The 20,781-nt window shown below is 54.7% G+C and carries 12 protein-coding genes, 5 tRNA genes and 3 rRNA genes; 17 read left to right on the forward strand and 3 right to left on the reverse strand.

Annotation, left to right across the window (positions count from 1 at the left end):
* Positions 1 to 128: 128 nt before the first annotated feature.
* The 3 genes from pepE (at position 129) to fre (ending at position 3,162) form a co-directional block, all read left to right on the forward strand.
* Positions 129 to 854 carry a dipeptidase PepE gene (gene pepE / locus ACX3P5_RS19765; protein ID WP_458969157.1) on the forward strand — a complete coding sequence of 242 codons (726 nt, stop codon included), beginning with the start codon at positions 129 to 131 and terminating at the stop codon, positions 852 to 854.
* 80 nt (positions 855 to 934) lie between these two features.
* Positions 935 to 2,419 (forward strand): 4-hydroxy-3-polyprenylbenzoate decarboxylase, encoded by a 1,485-nt coding sequence (gene ubiD, locus ACX3P5_RS19770; protein ID WP_046289563.1) that lies wholly within the window; start codon positions 935 to 937, stop codon positions 2,417 to 2,419.
* A gap of 41 nt (positions 2,420 to 2,460) precedes the next feature.
* Positions 2,461 to 3,162 carry an NAD(P)H-flavin reductase gene (fre, locus tag ACX3P5_RS19775; protein ID WP_233985619.1) on the forward strand — a complete coding sequence of 234 codons (702 nt, stop codon included), beginning with the start codon at positions 2,461 to 2,463 and terminating at the stop codon, positions 3,160 to 3,162.
* 72 nt (positions 3,163 to 3,234) lie between these two features.
* Here the strand turns inward: fre and fadA are convergent, their stop codons facing one another.
* Positions 3,235 to 4,398, reverse strand: coding sequence for an acetyl-CoA C-acyltransferase FadA (gene fadA, locus ACX3P5_RS19780; RefSeq protein WP_233988237.1), 1,164 nt, complete (start codon positions 4,396 to 4,398; stop codon positions 3,235 to 3,237).
* A gap of 10 nt (positions 4,399 to 4,408) precedes the next feature.
* Complete coding sequence (fadB, locus tag ACX3P5_RS19785) at positions 4,409 to 6,592, reverse strand: fatty acid oxidation complex subunit alpha FadB (protein WP_458969158.1); 2,184 nt, start codon at positions 6,590 to 6,592, stop codon at positions 4,409 to 4,411.
* Positions 6,593 to 6,779: 187 nt separating this feature from the next.
* Here fadB and pepQ point away from each other — a divergent pair, with 187 nt between their 5' ends.
* The 10 genes from pepQ to birA all read left to right on the forward strand — a co-directional run bounded on the left by pepQ (position 6,780) and on the right by birA (position 18,458).
* Positions 6,780 to 8,111, forward strand: coding sequence for a Xaa-Pro dipeptidase (pepQ, locus tag ACX3P5_RS19790; RefSeq protein ID WP_458969159.1), 1,332 nt, complete (start codon positions 6,780 to 6,782; stop codon positions 8,109 to 8,111).
* The gene (locus ACX3P5_RS19795; RefSeq protein WP_458969160.1) at positions 8,111 to 8,728 is read left to right on the forward strand and encodes an IMPACT family protein; all 618 of its coding nucleotides are present in this window, start codon (positions 8,111 to 8,113) and stop codon (positions 8,726 to 8,728) included. The genes pepQ and ACX3P5_RS19795 overlap by 1 nt, the downstream gene beginning before the upstream one ends.
* A 32-nt stretch (positions 8,729 to 8,760) precedes the next feature.
* On the forward strand, positions 8,761 to 10,212 hold the full coding sequence (gene trkH, locus ACX3P5_RS19800) for a Trk system potassium transporter TrkH (RefSeq protein ID WP_094120821.1): 1,452 nt from the start codon (positions 8,761 to 8,763) through the stop codon (positions 10,210 to 10,212).
* A gap of 18 nt (positions 10,213 to 10,230) precedes the next feature.
* Positions 10,231 to 10,764, forward strand: a complete 534-nt coding sequence (gene hemG / locus ACX3P5_RS19805) for a menaquinone-dependent protoporphyrinogen IX dehydrogenase (protein WP_233985614.1) — start codon at positions 10,231 to 10,233, stop codon at positions 10,762 to 10,764.
* Between the two features lie 409 nt (positions 10,765 to 11,173).
* Positions 11,174 to 12,715 (forward strand): 16S ribosomal RNA (locus ACX3P5_RS19810).
* A gap of 86 nt (positions 12,716 to 12,801) precedes the next feature.
* Positions 12,802 to 12,877, forward strand: a tRNA-Glu gene (locus ACX3P5_RS19815).
* Between the two features lie 213 nt (positions 12,878 to 13,090).
* Positions 13,091 to 15,997 (forward strand): 23S ribosomal RNA (locus ACX3P5_RS19820).
* A gap of 201 nt (positions 15,998 to 16,198) precedes the next feature.
* Positions 16,199 to 16,314, forward strand: a 5S ribosomal RNA gene (gene rrf, locus ACX3P5_RS19825).
* The 16S, 23S and 5S rRNA genes sit together here with 1 tRNA gene alongside, the layout of an rRNA operon.
* Positions 16,315 to 16,464: 150 nt before the next feature.
* Positions 16,465 to 17,502: a UDP-N-acetylmuramate dehydrogenase gene (gene murB, locus ACX3P5_RS19830; protein ID WP_233985613.1), complete on the forward strand. Its 1,038-nt coding sequence runs from the start codon at positions 16,465 to 16,467 to the stop codon at positions 17,500 to 17,502.
* Positions 17,499 to 18,458: a bifunctional biotin--[acetyl-CoA-carboxylase] ligase/biotin operon repressor BirA gene (gene birA, locus ACX3P5_RS19835; protein ID WP_233985612.1), complete on the forward strand. Its 960-nt coding sequence runs from the start codon at positions 17,499 to 17,501 to the stop codon at positions 18,456 to 18,458. Before murB ends, birA begins: the two co-directional genes overlap by 4 nt.
* Positions 18,459 to 18,503: 45 nt before the next feature.
* Here birA and coaA read toward each other — a convergent pair whose 3' ends face one another.
* A complete protein-coding gene (gene coaA, locus ACX3P5_RS19840; RefSeq protein WP_233985611.1) occupies positions 18,504 to 19,451 on the reverse strand; it encodes a type I pantothenate kinase in 948 nt (315 codons plus the stop codon).
* Between the two features lie 749 nt (positions 19,452 to 20,200).
* Between coaA and ACX3P5_RS19845 the strand changes: the two genes are divergently transcribed.
* The 4 genes from ACX3P5_RS19845 to ACX3P5_RS19860 all read left to right on the forward strand — a co-directional run bounded on the left by ACX3P5_RS19845 (position 20,201) and on the right by ACX3P5_RS19860 (position 20,714).
* Positions 20,201 to 20,276: transfer RNA gene (locus tag ACX3P5_RS19845), tRNA-Thr, on the forward strand.
* 7 nt (positions 20,277 to 20,283) lie between these two features.
* Positions 20,284 to 20,368: transfer RNA gene (locus tag ACX3P5_RS19850), tRNA-Tyr, on the forward strand.
* A 190-nt stretch (positions 20,369 to 20,558) separates the two neighbouring features.
* Positions 20,559 to 20,633, forward strand: a tRNA-Gly gene (locus ACX3P5_RS19855).
* 5 nt (positions 20,634 to 20,638) lie between these two features.
* A tRNA-Thr gene (locus ACX3P5_RS19860) sits at positions 20,639 to 20,714 on the forward strand.
* Positions 20,715 to 20,781: the final 67 nt, after the last annotated feature.

Consider the following 20,781-nt stretch of genomic DNA (forward strand, 5'->3'; position numbering starts at 1 on the left):
GCGCAGAAAATAAACTGAGACTTTTCTTAAGATGCCGGATAGCGACAGAAAAGGCGATTGGAAATTGACGTTTCACCCTGCTCTGTATCAGACTCGATGGCCATCATACCGGCGAAAAGGATCATCTGATGGAACTCTTTTTGTTAAGCAACGGCAAGCTGGCGGATGATGCGCCGCTGCTGGGTTATGCACAGCCGCAGTTACACGCCATGATTGCCCGACGCGCTATCCGTTCGGCAGTCCTGATCCCTTACGCCATTATTCGTGGCGATCATACGCAGCGCGCCGCCGATCTCAGTGCATCGCTGGGCATTCCGGTGCGTACTCTGGACGCGTTTGCCTCGCCTGCTGAGGCCATCGCCCAGGCGGAGCTGATTCTGGTCAGCGGCGGCAATACCTGGTTACTGAATCAGATGCTGCATGAACAGGGGCTGATCGTGGCGATACAGCGTGCGGTGCGTGAGCGGCAGGTGCCGTACGTCGGCTGGAGCGCCGGTTGTAATGTGGCGACGCCGTCGATTCGCACCACCAATGATATGCCGGTGCGGAGCAGCGTGGTGCTGCCTGCGCTGGGGCTGTTCCCGGTGCAGATCAATCCTCACTACCTGGATGCCAGCGCCAGCTGTCATATGGGCGAAACACGCGACGAGCGGCTGGCGGAGTTCTGTGCCGTTAATCCAGCCGAATCGGTCATTGCCCTGCGTGAAGGCAGTTTTCTGCATCTGCATGACGATCGGCTACGCTATCACAGCGTGCGCAACGAAGACTTTAAGGTATTCCGCCACGGCGAGCCGATTCAGGCTTACCACGATACCCGCGCGCTGCAGCCGCTGGTCCCTTTTCGCTGTGATTAAGGTTGCCGTATAAACCTCAACACAACCGCATAATCAGCCCTATAATGGCCGATTCACTCTGGCCGGAAAGCTAAAGCCGCATGAAATATCACGATTTAAGAGACTTTCTCGCGCTGCTCGAACAGCGCGGTGAGTTAAAAAGAATTAAGCAGTCGATTGATCCTGTTCTGGAAATGACCGAAATCGCTGACCGTACGCTGCGTGCCGGCGGCCCGGCGCTGCTGTTTGAAAACCCGAAAGGGTATGACATGCCGGTACTGTGTAACCTGTTTGGCACGCCAAAGCGCGTCGCCATGGGGATGGGCCAGGAAGAGGTGAGTGCACTGCGGGAAGTAGGCAAACTGCTGGCGTTTCTGAAAGAGCCGGAGCCACCAAAGGGCTTTCGCGATCTGTTCGATAAGATGCCGCAGTTTAAGCAGGTGCTCAACATGCCGACCAAACGCCTGCGTAATGCGCCCTGCCAGGAAGTGGTGTTCAGCGGTGATGAGGTCGACTTGTCGCGCATTCCGGTGATGAAGTGCTGGCCGGGCGATGCCGCGCCGCTGATTACCTGGGGTCTGACCGTCACCCGTGGTCCGCATAAAGAGCGGCAGAATCTCGGCATCTATCGCCAACAGGTCATCGGCAAAAATCGTCTGATTATGCGCTGGCTGTCGCATCGGGGCGGCGCGCTCGATTTTCAGGAGTGGAGCAAAGCGCATCCGGGCGAACGTTTTCCGGTCTCGGTGGCACTCGGAGCTGATCCTGCCACCATTCTCGGTGCGGTAACGCCGGTACCGGATACGCTGTCAGAATATGCGTTTGCCGGTTTGCTGCGCGGCAATAAAACCGAAGTGGTGAAATGCCTGTCGAACGATCTCGAAGTTCCCGCCAGCGCGGAGATCGTGCTGGAAGGCTACATCGAAGCGGGCGACATGGCGCCGGAAGGGCCTTACGGCGATCACACCGGCTACTACAATGAAGTAGATAGCTTCCCGGTATTTACCGTGACGCACATTACCCAGCGACATCAGGCCATCTATCACTCCACCTATACCGGCCGTCCACCGGATGAGCCCGCCGTGCTGGGTGTGGCGTTGAATGAAGTGCTGGTGCCGATTCTGATTAAGCAGTTCCCGGAAATTGTCGATTTCTACCTGCCGCCGGAAGGTTGCTCCTACCGGCTGGCGGTTGTGACCATTAAAAAGCAGTACGCGGGACATGCCAAACGGGTAATGTTTGGCGTCTGGTCGTTTCTGCGGCAGTTCATGTACACCAAATTTGTTATTGTGTGTGACGATGATGTTAATGCGCGTGACTGGAATGATGTGATCTGGGCAATTACCACCCGCATGGATCCGGCGCGTGACACCGTGTTAGTGGAAAATACGCCGATCGATTATCTCGATTTCGCCTCACCGGTTTCCGGGCTGGGGTCGAAGATGGGGATGGATGCCACTAACAAATGGCCGGGCGAAACGCAGCGCGAATGGGGCACCCCGATCGTAAAAGATCCTGCGATTACCGCGCGCATTGACGCTATCTGGGATGAGTTAGGTATTTTTGATCAGCCGCCACAGCGTTGATGGCGAGCACAACCATAAAGACGACCCGACAGAGGGAACGCATGACAACGTTAAGCTGTAAAGTAACTTCAGTTGAAGCGATTACCGACACGGTGTATCGCGTTCGCCTGATTCCGGAAGCGGATTTCAGTTTTCGCGCGGGACAGTATCTGATGGTGGTGATGGATGAGCGTGATAAGCGCCCGTTCTCACTGGCCTCAACGCCAATGGAAAAGGATATCATTGAGCTGCACATCGGCGCGTCCGATCTCAACCTGTACGCGATGGCGGTGATGGATCGCATCCGTGACGATCGTCAGATCACCGTCGACATGCCGCACGGTGATGCCTGGCTGCGCGAAGAGAGCAGCAAACCGTTGATTCTGATCGCGGGCGGTACCGGCTTCTCCTATGCCCGTTCCATTCTGCTGACCGCGTTAGCGCAGCAGCCGGAGCGTGATATCGCCATCTACTGGGGCGGACGTGAGCTGAAGCATCTGTATGACCTGGATGAGCTGGATGCGCTGGCGGTGAAACACCCCAACCTGAAGGTGATTCCGGTGGTCGAGCAGCCGGACGCGGGCTGGCAGGGACGGTCGGGTACGGTGCTGACCGCGGTGATGCAGGATTTCAGCACGCTGAGCGAGCATGAGATCTACATTGCTGGCCGTTTCGAGATGGCTAAGATCGCACGCGATCGCTTCTGTGCCGAGCGCGGTGCGCTGGAGTCGCAGATGTATGGTGATGCTTTCGCCTTCATCTGATCGACAACAGGCCGAAAGAAAAAACCCGCCCATCACGGGCGGGTAAATCGGACAAAGAAGTGACCCAACGTATTACAGACGCTCGAATACGGTGGCAATACCCTGACCTAAACCAATGCACATGGTCGCCAGACCAAACTGCGCATCGCGTCGCGCCATGATGTTAAGCAACGTGGTACTGATACGCGCCCCGGAGCAGCCCAGCGGGTGACCCAGCGCAATGGCTCCGCCATTCAGATTGACCTTCTCATCGAGCCGATCCAGCAGACCTAAATCTTTTATGCAGGGCAACGTTTGTGCTGCAAACGCCTCGTTGAGTTCAAACACGTCAATATCATTGACGCTCAGACCAGCACGTTTCAGCGCCAGCTTGCTGGCTGGCACCGGACCGTAGCCCATGATCGACGGGTCGCAGCCAACTACCGCCATACTCCGGATACGGGCGCGTGGCGTCAGTCCCAGTTCACGGGCACGGGATTCGCTCATTACCAGCATCGCGGCCGCGCCATCAGACAGGGCTGATGAGGTGCCCGCTGTTACCGTGCCATTGACCGGATCAAACGCCGGACGCAGTGCCGCCAGGCCTTCGGCGCTGGTCTCTTCACGGATCACCTCATCGTAATCGTAGCGTTTGAGAATGCCGTCGCTGTCGTGACCGGCGGTGGCGACGATCTCCGATTTGAAATCACCGCGCTGGGTGGCCTGCCAGGCACGCTGGTGCGAGCGCAGGGCAAACGCATCCTGCTGTTCACGGCTGATATGATGCATACGCGCCAGCATTTCGGCAGTCAGCCCCATCATTCCGGCCGCTTTGGCGACGGTGCGGCCAAGACCCGGATGAAAATCGACGCCGTGACTCATCGGTACGTGCCCCATGTGTTCCACGCCGCCAATCAGGCAGCTGTGCGCATCGCCGACCATAATGGCGCGCGCCGCGTCGTGCAGTGCCTGCATCGACGAGCCACACAGGCGGTTGACGGTCGTCGCCGGAACCGAGTGCGGTATTTCAGCCAGCAGCGCGGCGTTACGCGCGATGTTAAACCCCTGTTCCAGCGTCTGCTGCACGCAGCCCCAGACAATGTCGTCCAGCGAGGCAGGATTGACCGCCGGGTTGCGGCTCAGCAGTTCACGCATCAGATGGGCGGAAAGATCCTCGGCACGTACATGACGAAAAGCACCGCCTTTTGAACGTCCCATCGGCGTGCGTACCGCATCAATAATCACCACATTTTCCATATTCATGCCCTCAGGCGCTTTTCAGCGCGGCTTCGTCAATTGGTTTGGCGGCGGGATACCAGCTCTGATGCTGATGCGCTTTTTGCACCAGCAGTTCAGGCAATTCATACAGGCCGCCGAGTGCGCTGTAGCGCCGGGCCTGATCGACCACGTTACTGTTGCCTAAGGTATCGAGATAGCGGAAGGCGCCACCGCGGAACGGCGGGAAGCCGAGACCGTACACCAGTGCCATATCCGCTTCGGCCGGCGAGGCGATGATCTTCTCCTCCAGGCAGCGCACCACTTCATTCAGCATCGGCAGCATCATGCGATTCAGGATCTCTTCATCGCTGAAGACCCGCTTAGGCTGACAAACCTGTTGCAGCAGAGTGTCGACCTCGCTGTCCGCCACTTTTTTCGGTTTGCCCTTTTTGTCGTTTTCCCAGCGCCAGAAGCCTTTGCCATTTTTCTGACCGAAACGACCGGCCTCAAACAGCATATCGATCGCATCGCGATAGTCGTGCTTCATACGCTGCGGGAAACCTTCCGCCATTACGCTTTGCGCATGATGCGCGGTATCAATGCCAACCACATCCAGCAGCCATGACGGTCCCATTGGCCAGCCAAACTGTTTTTCCATCACTTTATCAATCTGACGGAAGTCGGCACCGTCGCGCAGCAGCAGGCTGAAGGCGGCGAAGTAGGGGAACAGCACCCGATTGACGAAGAAGCCGGGGCAATCATTGACCACAATCGGGGTTTTACCCATTTTGCTGGCCCAGGCCACCACTTTGCTCAGGGTTGCTTCACTGGTTTTCTCGCCACGCACCACTTCGACCAGCGGCATACGCGGCACCGGATTGAAGAAGTGCATGCCGCAGAAATTTTCCGGACGCTGCAGCGCCTGGGCCAGCTGGCTGATGGGAATGGTGGAAGTATTAGAGGCCAGGATGGCATCGTCACGCAGATGCTGTTCGGTTTCAGCCAGCACCTTCGCTTTGATCTGCGGGTTTTCGACCACGGCTTCGACCACCACGTCGGCGTGCTCGAAACCGGCGTAATCCAGCGTAGGCTGTATGGTCGCAATCACGCTGGCCAGCTTGTTGCCGTCAATTTTGCCGCGCTCCAGCAGCTTATTCAGCAGCTTGCTGGCTTCATTCATGCCGAGCGTCAGCGCCTGTGGATTGATGTCCTTCATTTTGACCGGCACACCTTTCCACGCTGACTGGTAGCTGATGCCGCCACCCATAATGCCAGCACCCAACACGGCCGCCTGCGCTGGCGCGCCGCTTTCGCTGCCGCGTTTTTTCGCCAGCCCTTTAACATATTGATCGTTAAGGAAGATACCGACCAGCGCCCGCGCTTCGTCAGACTGCGCCAGCGGGACAAAAGCGGCATTTTCCAGTTTTAGTGCATCATCACGGCCAAGACCGGCGGCCGCTTCAATGGTTTTTACCGCCATCAGCGGTGCCGGATAATGTTTGCCTGCGGTCTGCATCACCATGCTTTTGGCCAGGGTGAAGCTCATTGCGGCTTCAATCGGACTCAGTTTCAGCGGTGCCAGTTTCGGTGCCCGGCGCGCGCGCCAGCTGCCATCGAGCGCCGCGGCCTTCAGCATGGTGATACCCGCCTCGCGCAGTTTATCGCGGTGCACCACCGCATCGACCAGACCGAGTTTAAGCGCCGCGTTTCCGTCGACGTCTTTACCGGCGGCGATGATCTCCATGGCGCTGTCGGCTCCTAACAGACGCGGCAGACGCACGCTGCCGCCGAAGCCTGGCATGATACCGAGTTTCGTTTCCGGCAGGCCGATGCGGGCGTCGGCAGTGGCGACACGCAGATCGGTGGCCAGTACGCATTCACATCCGCCCCCCAGCGCGTAGCCATCGATAGCGGCCAGTGTCGGCACCGGCAAATCTTCCAGCCGGTTAAAAATAGTGTTGGCGTAGCTCAGCCACTGACTGAGTTTTTCGGTCGGTGCGTCAAACAGCGAGAGGAACTCGGTGATGTCAGCGCCGACAATAAAGGCCGGTTTAGCTGAGCTGAGCAGCACGCCGCGCAGGTCAGACTGCTGCTCCAGCACCGCAATGGCTTCGCCCAGGCTGGCGACGGTTTGCGTATCAAGTTTATTGACCGAGCCAGGGGCATCAAAAACCAGCTCGGCGATGCCATCGTCCAGCCAGCGAAGAGAAAGGTTAGCGCCTTGGTAGAGCATGTGCGTCTCCTGAAACCGCGGAAAAGTGATCTGGTCATACCAGATGATCGAGAGTGTGGGAGTGATGTTGATTTTTTGCAAACGGCTCTTTGCTTATTTGCTAACAAGATCACAGCCGCTCTCAACGCGGCATCCGATTAAGGGGTATGCTAAACTGCGGCCATTTCGCGACACTGGAGAGACGTCAATGGATTCACTGAAGACCTTGTATCACGCGCATATCGCCACGTTGCAGCAACGGGCGCAGCAGGTGCTGGCACACAATAAACTGGATGCGATGTTGATCCATTCCGGTGAGTTGTTGACGGTGTTTCTGGATGATCACACCTATCCGTTCAAGGTCAATCCGCAGTTTAAGGCCTGGGTGCCGGTGACCCAGGTGCCGAACTGCTGGCTGTGGGTTGATGGCGTAAATAAACCGAAGTTGTGGTTTTACTCGCCGGTGGACTACTGGCACAACGTTGAGCCGCTGCCGGAAAGTTTCTGGACTGCAGATATTGAGGTCATCGGCCTGAAAAATGCCGATCAGATTGCGCAGCTGCTACCTGCTCAGCGTGAGAATGTCGCCTATATCGGTCCGGTAAATGCGCGGGCAGCGCAACTTGGCATCAGCTCCGGCAATATCAATCCCAAAGCGGTGATCGATTTCCTGCATTACCATCGCAGCATCAAAACCGAGTATGAGCTGGTCTGTATGCGCCAGGCGCAGAAGCTGGCCGTGGCCGGACATCGCGCCGCCAAAGAGGCCTTCTCTGCCGGTTTAAGTGAATTTGATATCAACCAGGCCTATCTGACCGCTACCGGCCACCGCGATACCGACGTGCCTTACGGCAATATCATTGCGCTGAATGAACACGCGGCGGTGCTGCACTACACCCGTCTGGATCATCAGCCGCCGGCAAAGCGCCACAGCTTCTTAATTGATGCGGGTGCCGAATATCTTGGCTATGCCGCGGATTTGACCCGCAGCTACGCGGCGCAGAGCGGTTCGCTGTATGCCCGGATGGTCGAGGCGATGAATGCGGAAGAGCTGGCGCTGATCGCCACGCTGAAGCCGGGCGTGCGTTACACCGATTATCATCTGCAGATGCATCAGCGTATCGCTAAGATGCTGCTGAAGTTCGAGCTGGTGCAGGGTATCAGCGAAGAGGCGCTGGTGGCGGAAGATCTGACCGGGCCGTTCATGCCGCATGGATTAGGACACCCGCTCGGCCTGCAAGTGCATGATGTCGCCGGGTTTATGCAGGATGAGCAGGGCACCCACCTTGCGGCGCCCGCGCAATATCCTTATCTGCGCTGCACCCGCGTGCTGCAGCCCGGCATGGTATTAACCATCGAGCCAGGTTTCTATATTATTGATTCTCTGCTGGCGCCGCTGCGTGAAGGCCGCTTCAGCCAGCATTTCAACTGGCAGGCCATTGATGCGCTCAGGCCTTACGGCGGGATTCGCATTGAGGATAACGTGGTGATCCATGCGCATCGCGTTGAGAACATGACCCGCGACCTGCATCTGGCCTGATGGACGCTTTTGATATTCCCGCTGTGGCTGTCAGCCTCAGTGAGGAGACCATCAAAAAGAGCCGCTTTATTACGCTGCTGGCCCACACCGACGGCGTTGAGGCGGCGCGCGCGTTTGTCCAGCAGATAAAAAATGAGCATCCCGCTGCCCGGCATCACTGCTGGGCCTGGGTGGCCGGTGCGCCAGATGATTCACAACAGCTGGGTTTCTCTGACGATGGTGAGCCGTCGGGTACTGCAGGCAAACCGATGCTGGCGCAGTTGATGGGGGCCGGTATCGGTGAAATTACCGCGGTGGTGGTGCGCTATTACGGAGGCATCATGCTGGGCACGGGCGGATTAGTGAAAGCATATGGTGGCGGCGTGCAGCAGGGCCTCAGGCAACTGCCGCGACAGCGTAAAGTGCCGATGAAACAGTTTACGTTGCAATGCGACTATGCGCAGCTCAGCGATATCGAACGGCTGGTGCAGCGCGTCGAAGGCAAAGTCACTGACAGCCAGTACCAGGACCGCATCGTACTGACGCTGGCTCTGCCTTATGGACAAATCGACGGATTCCAGCAAAATCTGTCAGACTTTAGTCGGGGCGCGTTATCGCTTATCCCGCTCACACCTTGATGTTCTTCTCTTTTATTTAAAGGAACGGCTGAATGCACTTTCGCGCCATTACCCGCATAGTCGGTCTGCTGGTGATCCTCTTTTCAGTGACGATGATTTTGCCCGGCCTGGTCGCATTAATTTATCGTGACGGTGCCGGTCGGGCCTTTAGCCAGACCTTTATGATGGCGCTGGTGATCGGCTCGCTGCTGTGGTGGCCAAACCGCAAACAGAAGACCGAACTCAAGCCACGCGAAGGATTTTTGATTGTGGTGCTGTTCTGGACGGTGCTGGGCAGCGTGGGGGCGATGCCGTTTATCTTTGCTGAACAGCCGCACCTGTCGGTAACTGACGCATTCTTCGAATCGTTCTCTGGCCTGACGACCACCGGCGCAACAACGCTGGTCGGACTCGATTCGCTGCCAAAGGCGATTCTGTTCTATCGGCAGATGCTGCAGTGGCTCGGCGGTATGGGGATTATCGTATTAGCGGTAGCGATATTACCGATACTGGGTGTCGGAGGAATGCAGCTTTATCGCGCGGAGATGCCGGGACCGCTGAAAGATAACAAAATGCGGCCGCGCATTGCCGAAACAGCCAAGACCCTGTGGTTGATCTACGTTCTGCTCACGGTGGCCTGTGCGCTGGCCTTGTGGCTGGCGGGGATGCCAGCCTTTGACGCGATAGGGCACAGCTTCTCGACTATCGCTATCGGAGGCTTTTCCACTCACGATGCCAGTATCGGCTACTTTAATAGCGGCACCATTAATACCATCGTAGCGGTGTTTCTGCTGATCTCCGGCTGTAACTACGGTCTGCACTTTGCCATGCTGAGTGGCCGTAATCTGCGCGTCTACTGGCGTGACCCGGAGTTACGGATGTTTATCGGCGTCCAGCTGACGCTGGTGTTGATCTGCACGCTGGTGCTCTGGTTCCACAATGTCTACGCCAGTGGCTGGCAGACGCTGAACCAGGCGTTCTTCCAGGTGGTTTCCATGGCGACCACTGCCGGTTTCACCACCGACAGCATCGCACGCTGGCCGCTGTTCCTGCCGGTGCTGCTGCTCTGCTCCGCCTTTATTGGTGGCTGTGCCGGTTCAACCGGTGGTGGCCTGAAGGTGATCCGCATCCTGCTGTTGTGCAAGCAGGGGAACCGGGAACTTAAACGTCTGGTCCACCCGAATGCGGTTTACACCATCAAGCTGGGTAACCGGGCGCTGCCGGAGCGTATCCTTGAGGCGGTCTGGGGATTCTTCTCCGCTTATGCGCTGGTGTTTCTGATCAGTATGCTGGCCATTATCGCTACCGGCGTGGATGACTTCTCGGCCTTTGCTGCTGTCGCTGCCACGCTCAATAACCTCGGCCCCGGCCTGGGTGTGGTCGCGGATAACTTCACCTCAATGAATGATGTGGCGAAGTGGATATTGATCTCCACCATGCTATTCGGGCGTCTCGAGGTCTTTACCTTGCTGGTGCTGTTCACGCCGACCTTCTGGCGTGAGTAATTAAAAAAGGATGCTGAAATGAAAGCGCTGATTCTCTACTCGACCCGTGACGGACAAACGCAAAAAATCGCCTCTTATATTGCTGAGCAGATCGGTCAGCAGCAGAACTGTGATGTGCTGAATATTCAGGAGGCCACTACACCTGACTGGGCAGAGTACGATCGGGTGCTGATTGGCGCATCGATTCGTTATGGTCACTTCCAGCCGGTAGTCGACAAATTCGTTAAGCAGCATCTGCACGAATTGCAGCAGCGCACCAGTGGCTTCTTCTCTGTGAACCTGACTGCGCGCAAACCCGAGAAGCGTTCTCCGGAAACCAATGCCTATACCCAGAAGTTCTTAACACAGTCGCCGTGGCAGCCAGATTGCTGTGCGGTATTTGCGGGCGCGCTCTATTATCCGCGTTATCGCTGGTTTGACCGCGTCATGATTCAGTTGATCATGCGAATGACCGGTGGCGAGACCGATTCTACTAAAGAAGTGGAGTACACCGATTGGCAACAGGTCAGCCGTTTTGCCAATGATTTTGCACAGTTACCAGGCAAATTGTAGCGAAATAACGCGATTTGATGAAAATTACTTCGAACGATAATCTTTTTGCAATAAACGCTTGTCAGCCCGCGCGAACTCCCTATAATGCGCCTCCATCGACACGGAACAACGGCTTACAGGCCGCCGGGTTGAGAGGCACAGGAGACTGCGCCGCCGGAGAAAACTTCTGAAAAAGAGGTTGACTCTGAAGGAGGAAAGCGTAATATACGCCACCTCGCGACAGACGGTTAACCCGCTGCTCGCACCGCTCTTTAACAATTTATCAGACAATCTGTGTGGGCACTCGCAGGATTGATATCAGCGTCTCCGGACGTAAAAAATATCAAGCCTCACGAGTGAACACATAATGAAATTCATTATGACGTTTTACAGATGAGCACCGCTTAACTTGTTTAAGCAAATCAAACTTAAATTGAAGAGTTTGATCATGGCTCAGATTGAACGCTGGCGGCAGGCCTAACACATGCAAGTCGGACGGTAGCACAGAGGAGCTTGCTCCTTGGGTGACGAGTGGCGGACGGGTGAGTAATGTCTGGGGATCTGCCCGATAGAGGGGGATAACCACTGGAAACGGTGGCTAATACCGCATAACGTCGCAAGACCAAAGAGGGGGACCTTCGGGCCTCTCACTATCGGATGAACCCAGATGGGATTAGCTAGTAGGCGGGGTAATGGCCCACCTAGGCGACGATCCCTAGCTGGTCTGAGAGGATGACCAGCCACACTGGAACTGAGACACGGTCCAGACTCCTACGGGAGGCAGCAGTGGGGAATATTGCACAATGGGCGCAAGCCTGATGCAGCCATGCCGCGTGTATGAAGAAGGCCTTCGGGTTGTAAAGTACTTTCAGCGGGGAGGAAGGCGATGTGGTTAATAACCGCGTCGATTGACGTTACCCGCAGAAGAAGCACCGGCTAACTCCGTGCCAGCAGCCGCGGTAATACGGAGGGTGCAAGCGTTAATCGGAATTACTGGGCGTAAAGCGCACGCAGGCGGTCTGTTAAGTCAGATGTGAAATCCCCGGGCTTAACCTGGGAACTGCATTTGAAACTGGCAGGCTTGAGTCTTGTAGAGGGGGGTAGAATTCCAGGTGTAGCGGTGAAATGCGTAGAGATCTGGAGGAATACCGGTGGCGAAGGCGGCCCCCTGGACAAAGACTGACGCTCAGGTGCGAAAGCGTGGGGAGCAAACAGGATTAGATACCCTGGTAGTCCACGCCGTAAACGATGTCGACTTGGAGGTTGTTCCCTTGAGGAGTGGCTTCCGGAGCTAACGCGTTAAGTCGACCGCCTGGGGAGTACGGCCGCAAGGTTAAAACTCAAATGAATTGACGGGGGCCCGCACAAGCGGTGGAGCATGTGGTTTAATTCGATGCAACGCGAAGAACCTTACCTACTCTTGACATCCAGCGAACTTTCCAGAGATGGATTGGTGCCTTCGGGAACGCTGAGACAGGTGCTGCATGGCTGTCGTCAGCTCGTGTTGTGAAATGTTGGGTTAAGTCCCGCAACGAGCGCAACCCTTATCCTTTGTTGCCAGCGATTCGGTCGGGAACTCAAAGGAGACTGCCGGTGATAAACCGGAGGAAGGTGGGGATGACGTCAAGTCATCATGGCCCTTACGAGTAGGGCTACACACGTGCTACAATGGCGCATACAAAGAGAAGCGACCTCGCGAGAGCAAGCGGACCTCACAAAGTGCGTCGTAGTCCGGATCGGAGTCTGCAACTCGACTCCGTGAAGTCGGAATCGCTAGTAATCGTGGATCAGAATGCCACGGTGAATACGTTCCCGGGCCTTGTACACACCGCCCGTCACACCATGGGAGTGGGTTGCAAAAGAAGTAGGTAGCTTAACCTTCGGGAGGGCGCTTACCACTTTGTGATTCATGACTGGGGTGAAGTCGTAACAAGGTAACCGTAGGGGAACCTGCGGTTGGATCACCTCCTTACCTGAAGATACCTTCCCGCGTAGTGCTCACACAGATTGTCTGATAGAAAAGTAATGAGCAAAGCGTCTTGCGAAGCAGGCTTCAATGTCCCCTTCGTCTAGAGGCCCAGGACACCGCCCTTTCACGGCGGTAACAGGGGTTCGAATCCCCTAGGGGACGCCACTTGCTTGGTGACAGGTGAAAGGTGTTGCCCACATATCTTAAAGATGACTTACGAGTCATGTTTAAGATATTGCTCTTTAACAATCCGGAACAAGCTGAAAATTGAAACGACATGTCGTTTTCATTCTCCGTAATAAGAATGAAAAACACGATATGTTCGAGTCTCTCAAATGCTTGCAGCACGCAGCGTTGAAAAACGCCTGTGGGTTGTGAGGTTAAGCGACTAAGCGTACACGGTGGATGCCCTGGCAGTCAGAGGCGATGAAGGACGTGCTAATCTGCGTAAAGCGACGGTAAGGTGATATGAACCGCTACAGCCGTCGATGTCCGAATGGGGAAACCCGGTGCACTCAGTGCATCATTGCAGCATGAATACATAGTGCTGCAAGGCGAACCGGGGGAACTGAAACATCTAAGTACCCCGAGGAAAAGAAATCAACCGAGATTCCCCCAGTAGCGGCGAGCGAACGGGGAGCAGCCCAGAGCCTGAATCAGCTTGTGTGTTAGTGGAAGCGTCTGGAAAGTCGCAGGGTACAGGGTGATACTCCCGTACACAAAAACACACATGCTGTGAGCTCGATGAGTAAGGCGGGACACGTGGTATCCTGTCTGAATATGGGGGGACCATCCTCCAAGGCTAAATACTCCTGACTGACCGATAGTGAACCAGTACCGTGAGGGAAAGGCGAAAAGAACCCCGGCGAGGGGAGTGAAACAGAACCTGAAACCGTGTACGTACAAGCAGTGGGAGCCTTCTTTATGGGGGTGACTGCGTACCTTTTGTATAATGGGTCAGCGACTTATATTCTGTAGCAAGGTTAACCGTATAGGGGAGCCGCAGGGAAACCGAGTCTTAACTGGGCGTTAAGTTGCAGGGTATAGACCCGAAACCCGGTGATCTAGCCATGGGCAGGTTGAAGGTTGGGTAACACTAACTGGAGGACCGAACCGACTAATGTTGAAAAATTAGCGGATGACCTGTGGCTGGGGGTGAAAGGCCAATCAAACCGGGAGATAGCTGGTTCTCCCCGAAAGCTATTTAGGTAGCGCCTCGTGAACTCATCTTCGGGGGTAGAGCACTGTTTCGGCTAGGGGGCCATCCCGGCTTACCAACCCGATGCAAACTGCGAATACCGAAGAATGTTATCACGGGAGACACACGGCGGGTGCTAACGTCCGTCGTGAAGAGGGAAACAACCCAGACCGCCAGCTAAGGTCCCAAAGTCATGGTTAAGTGGGAAACGATGTGGGAAGGCACAGACAGCCAGGATGTTGGCTTAGAAGCAGCCATCATTTAAAGAAAGCGTAATAGCTCACTGGTCGAGTCGGCCTGCGCGGAAGATGTAACGGGGCTAAACCATGCACCGAAGCTGCGGCAGCGACGCTTAGGCGTTGTTGGGTAGGGGAGCGTTCTGTAAGCCGTCGAAGGTGTGCTGTGAGGCATGCTGGAGGTATCAGAAGTGCGAATGCTGACATAAGTAACGATAAAGCGGGTGAAAAGCCCGCTCGCCGGAAGACCAAGGGTTCCTGTTCAACGTTAATCGGAGCAGGGTGAGTCGACCCCTAAGGCGAGGCCGAAAGGCGTAGTCGATGGGAAACAGGTTAATATTCCTGTACTTGGTGTTACTGCGAAGGGGGGACGGAGAAGGCTATATCAGCCGGGCGACGGTTGTCCCGGTTTAAGCGTGTAGGTGTGTGTTCCAGGCAAATCCGGTTCACTTTACACTGAGGCGTGACGACGAGGCACTACGGTGCTGAAGTGATAAATGCCCTGCTTCCAGGAAAAGCCTCTAAGCATCAGGTAACACAAAATCGTACCCCAAACCGACACAGGTGGTCAGGTAGAGAATACCAAGGCGCTTGAGAGAACTCGGGTGAAGGAACTAGGCAAAATGGTGCCGTAACTTCGGGAGAAGGCACGCTGGCGCGTAGGTGGAGGGACTCGCTCCCCGAGCCGAAGCCAGTCGAAGATACCAGCTGGCTGCAACTGTTTATTAAAAACACAGCACTGTGCAAACACGAAAGTGGACGTATACGGTGTGACGCCTGCCCGGTGCCGGAAGGTTAATTGATGGGGTTATCCGTAAGGAGAAGCTCTTGATCGAAGCCCCGGTAAACGGCGGCCGTAACTATAACGGTCCTAAGGTAGCGAAATTCCTTGTCGGGTAAGTTCCGACCTGCACGAATGGCGTAATGATGGCCAGGCTGTCTCCACCCGAGACTCAGTGAAATTGAACTCGCTGTGAAGATGCAGTGTACCCGCGGCAAGACGGAAAGACCCCGTGAACCTTTACTACAGCTTGACACTGAACATTGAGCCTTGATGTGTAGGATAGGTGGGAGGCTTTGAAGCGCAGACGCCAGTCTGCGTGGAGCCAACCTTGAAATACCACCCTTTAATGTTTGATGTTCTAACGTGGCCCCGTGATCCGGGGTGCGGACAGTGTCTGGTGGGTAGTTTGACTGGGGCGGTCTCCTCCTAAAGCGTAACGGAGGAGCACGAAGGTCAGCTAATCACGGTCGGACATCGTGAGGTTAGTGCAATGGCATAAGCTGGCTTGACTGCGAGAGTGACGGCTCGAGCAGGTGCGAAAGCAGGTCATAGTGATCCGGTGGTTCTGAATGGAAGGGCCATCGCTCAACGGATAAAAGGTACTCCGGGGATAACAGGCTGATACCGCCCAAGAGTTCATATCGACGGCGGTGTTTGGCACCTCGATGTCGGCTCATCACATCCTGGGGCTGAAGTAGGTCCCAAGGGTACGGCTGTTCGCCGTTTAAAGTGGTACGCGAGCTGGGTTTAGAACGTCGTGAGACAGTTCGGTCCCTATCTGCCGTGGGCGCTGGAGAATTGAGGGGGGTTGCTCCTAGTACGAGAGGACCGGAGTGAACGCACCACTGGTGTTCGGGTTGTCATGCCAATGGCATTGCCCGGTAGCTAAGTGCGGAAAAGATAAGTGCTGAAAGCATCTAAGCACGAAACTTGCCCCGAGATGAGTTCTCCCTGACTCCTTGAGAGTCCTGAAGGGACGTTGAAGACGACGACGTTGATAGGCCGGATGTGTAAGCGCAGCGATGCGTTGAGCTAACCGGTACTAATGACCCGTGAGGCTTAACCTTACAACGCCAGAGGCGTTTTTGAGAGACACGATTTTCAGCTTGTTTTCCGGATAATTATTTGCGGAAACGAAAGATTTTGCGGCGTGACAGGGCGCAGAGCGATGACGTCAGCGGGAGCATACGGAAGTATGTGACCGGTGCGGCTGAGCGATGGCAGCGCGGTCAGGGCGGAAAAGGTTCGTTTCATGCAAAAAGAATTTGCCTGGCGGCTGTAGCGCGGTGGTCCCACCTGACCCCATGCCGAACTCAGAAGTGAAACGCCGTAGCGCCGATGGTAGTGTGGGGTCTCCCCATGCGAGAGTAGGGAACTGCCAGGCATCATATAAGTGAAGAAGCCCCGCACGGAAGTGCGGGGCTTTTTTACGTCTGAAGATCAGCGGAATTTTTCGCTGAGAGCCTGAAATTCCCCCTGCAACACCCGTCTGATACGGTAAACTACGGCCAGATTAATCAGTTAAGGCCGTCAAATGTCCAGCCAACATCCCTCATTACAAGCCGACAATACGCTTGGGCTTGCCATCCACACGCAACAACGCATTGTGGCGGAAACTCCCGCTGCTATCCTGGCTGCCTGGCAGGCCAGCCAGCATCAACAAACGCCGTTTATGGTGTTAGGTGAGGGCAGCAACGTGCTGTTCCTGGAAGACTTCGCCGGCACGGTGGTACTGAACCGCATTAAAGGCATTGGCATCCGGGATGAGTTCGATCACTGGAAACTGCACGTTGGGGCGGGCGAGAACTGGCATCAACTGGTGAAAAGTACGCTGGAAAAGGGCATTACCGGCCTGGAAAACCTGGCATTAATCCCTGGCATGGTCGGCTCAGCGCCGATCCAGAATATCGGGGCTTATGGTGTTGAATTAAAAGACGTCTGCGAATATGTCGATGTGCTTAATTTGCACAGTGGTCAGACAGAGCGGCTCGATCGTGAAGCCTGCGAGTTTGGTTATCGCGACAGCATATTTAAACACCATTACCAATCTGGCTATGTGATTGTAGCGGTAGGAATGATCCTGCCAAAACAGTGGCAACCGGTTTTGACCTACGGCGATCTTAAAACGCTGAATCCCGTCACCGCAAACGCCTGGGATGTCTATCATGCTGTCTGTGAGATGCGTCAGAGCAAGTTACCCGACCCTAAAGTCACCGGTAATGTAGGCAGCTTTTTCAAAAACCCGGTGATTAGTCAGGCGCAGGCAAGCCAGTTACTGGCTCGCTTTCCGTCGATGCCAAATTATCCACTGACGAACGGCGAAACCAAACTGGCGGCAGGCTGGCTGATAGATCAGTGTCAGCTGAAGGGGTTCCGTCTGGGCGGCGCAGCCGTGCATCAGCAGCAGGCTCTGGTGTTGATCAATGCTGAGGATGCGACCCCTGACGATATTGTGGCGCTGGCCCGTACCGTACGTAACCGGGTGGGTGAAAAGTTTGATGTCTGGCTTGAGCCTGAAGTCCGTTTTATTCAGGCACAGGGTGAGTGTAATGCTGTTGAGGTGATCGCATGAAGGACCACAACGTTCCATTGAAGCTGGTCGATATATTATCGGATGGCGAGTTTCATTCAGGCGAACAGCTAGGTGAAACGCTGGGTATGAGCCGCGCCGCGATCAATAAGCACATCCAGACGTTGAAAAGCTGGGGACTCGACGTTTATACCGTCACCGGAAAAGGGTATAGCCTGTCTGCGCCGATACAGTTGCTGGACGAACAGGCGATACTTTCACGGGTTAAGCAGGGCAATATTTCAGTGATACCGGTTATTGACTCAACGAATCAATATTTGCTGGAACGGATGCATGAACTTCAGTCTGGCGCTGCCTGTATTGCGGAGTACCAACAGGCTGGACGCGGAAGGCGTGGTCGCCAATGGTTCTCACCGTTTGGCGCCAACCTCTATATGTCGATGTACTGGCGTCTGGATCAGGGCCCTGCGGCGGCAATGGGGCTCAGTCTGGTTATCGGCATCGTCATGGCTGAAACATTACGCGCGATGGGTGCTGACGATGTCCGGGTTAAATGGCCCAATGATATTTACCTAAAAGATCGCAAACTGGCGGGTATCCTGGTCGAACTTACCGGTAAAACCGGCGATGCAGCGCATATTGTAATGGGTGCCGGGATTAATCTGGCGATGCGAACAGCGGATGCGTCACAGATCAATCAGGGTTGGATCAACCTGCAGGAAGCGGGTGTCACGGTTAACCGCAATGAACTGGCTGCCAGTCTGATTAACAGCTTACGTGATGCTCTGCCGGTGTTTGAACAGGAAGGATTAACGCCCTTTATTGCTCGCTGGGCCGCACTGGATAATTTTATTAACCGGCCGGTGAAGTTACTTATTGGCGAACGTGAAGTGCACGGCATTGCTCGTGGTGTGGATAGTCAGGGAGGGCTGTTATTAGAGCAGGATGGCGAAATAAAATCCTGGGTAGGCGGAGAAATATCCCTTCGGCCAGTCTGAATATAAAAGAGCCTGCATAATTGCAGGCTTTTTTATTGATGTCGTTTATTTTCGCAGCCGGAGCTTATCGACCGCATGATTAGCACTCTTGGTCATAATCAGGCTGGCTCTTTCGCGAGTAGGAAGGATATTTTCCTGCAGATTCAGCCAGTTAATCTCTTTCCACAAGTTGCCTGCTATTTCAATCGCTTCCGCTTCAGAGAGCTGAGCATAATGATGGAAATAAGAGTCGGGATTGGTAAACGCACCCTGACGGAATTTCAGGAAGCGGTTGATATACCAGCTCTGCAAGAGATCTTCTGCCGCATCGACATAAATAGAGAAGTCGACAAAATCGGAAACAAAGACGTGATGGGGATCGTGTGGATAATCCATCCCACTCTGTAATACGTTAAGCCCTTCAAGAATCAGAATATCGGGTTGCTGAATGACCTTATCACCGTCCGGGATCACATCGTAAATCAGGTGCGAATAGACCGGAGCGGTAACCTGACTGGCACCCGATTTCAGGTCGGAAACAAACTTCACCAGCCGATGCATATCATAAGACTGCGGGAAGCCTTTCTTCTTCATCAGACCCCGCTCTTTCAGCACCGCATTGGGATGAAGAAAACCATCTGTCGTGATCAGCTCAACTTTACGGTGCTCGGGCCAGCGGCTCAGCAGTGCCTGCAATACACGCGCGGTGGTGCTTTTCCCCACGGCAACGCTGCCAGCAATACTGATGATATAAGGTATCTTTTGCCCGTTGGTGCCGAGAAACTGTTCCAGAACGGCCTGACGACGAACATTCGAGCTGATATAAAAGTTGAGCAGACGCGAAAGCGGCAGATAAATCTCTGCGACCTCTTCCAGCGAGAGGTCTTCGTTGATCCCCTCAAGCTGGGCGATCTCCTCTTCTGACAGCGTCATCGGGACAGAATCGCGCAATGCAGCCCACTGATCACGAGTGAACTGCAGATAAGGCGTCGTCAAAGGTGTCGTTTTATCCATAAGCATGCATCTGACCGCAAATTCGTAACTTTCAGGAGAATGTCGCCCGGATAGGTTAGACAACATGAGAAATTTGAATCGCGGATCACAGGTTTACCATTGAGAACAATGGGCTGGAGGGTATCACCAGTATAGCTTTCAACAGAAGTAAAAAGATAAATGAGCATTCGCTTTCGTCGGCATGCCCACAAAATGCTGCAATCCTGTTAACGTCTTAACCCGCTGTACCCGATGACTTTACGCTCTACGCTCTGTTCCTGATGAGTATAGCGTGCGAAGGCTGACCTGCCCGTCATCGGCTTTTAAAGCCGCTGCTGTGGGCTTAGCCGTTCAAAGAGAGGGCATGACTTACCTCTATCTTCTAACCGAACACAATGCAGCCTGTAAACGTACAGCTCACTGAGTAGTGATATCGGAAACAGGTCCCGATCAGCCTCACGGGATTTGTTTTTGCCGTAACGAAGAGGGGCTGATGACCAGAGAGGTGATAAAAGCATCACTTAGCGCCGTCACCGCGAAATAAATTTGCTGCTGAGATGTGCAGACCAGCATAACAGCCCAATCAATTCGTCTGTCAGTCTGCCGCACAGGCCGTCTGACACCCGACAAAATATCCCCGGATTGCACAATAATTCTGCATAAAAGCGCCAAATTGCGATGATTTGCACAAATAGTAAGCGATAGCGCAATTTAAGCGATTTTTTTGTTGCATCCTGAAGCCGACCTTCCTAGAATGCGCGTCACTTGATGCCGGCTTAGCTCAGTTGGTAGAGCAACTGACTTGTAATCAGTAGGTCACCAGTTCGATTCCGGTAGCCGGCACCATCAAGTAGGTGGGATTCCCGAGCGGCCAAAGGGAGCAGACTGTAAATCTGCCGTCACAGACTTCGAAGGTTCGAATCCTTCTCCCACCACCATCTCAGCCTTGTGGTTGAGACCAGATAAACAACCTGTTTATCTGTCAGGTGAGTCACATCTCACCCTGAATTCAGGCTGGGCATTAGCGCAGTCAAAGTCGGTCAGCTTCGCTGACAGGCTGTGAATAATAGGGGAACATCCTCTGTTACTCACAAGCTACAGAAAGAACAGGTAGCCGAGTTCCAGGATGCGGGCATCGTATAATGGCTATTACCTCAGCCTTCCAAGCTGATGATGCGGGTTCGATTCCCGCTGCCCGCTCCAGATGTGCTGATATGGCTCAGTTGGTAGAGCGCACCCTTGGTAAGGGTGAGGTCCCCAGTTCGACTCTGGGTATCAGCACCACTTCCTTTATCTCCCTCCTGATTTTCTCTCTGTAACTTCCTTGCAGTCAGGCATTGCCTGGTTAATG

This window comes from Pantoea sp. S-LA4 (assembly GCF_054482835.1).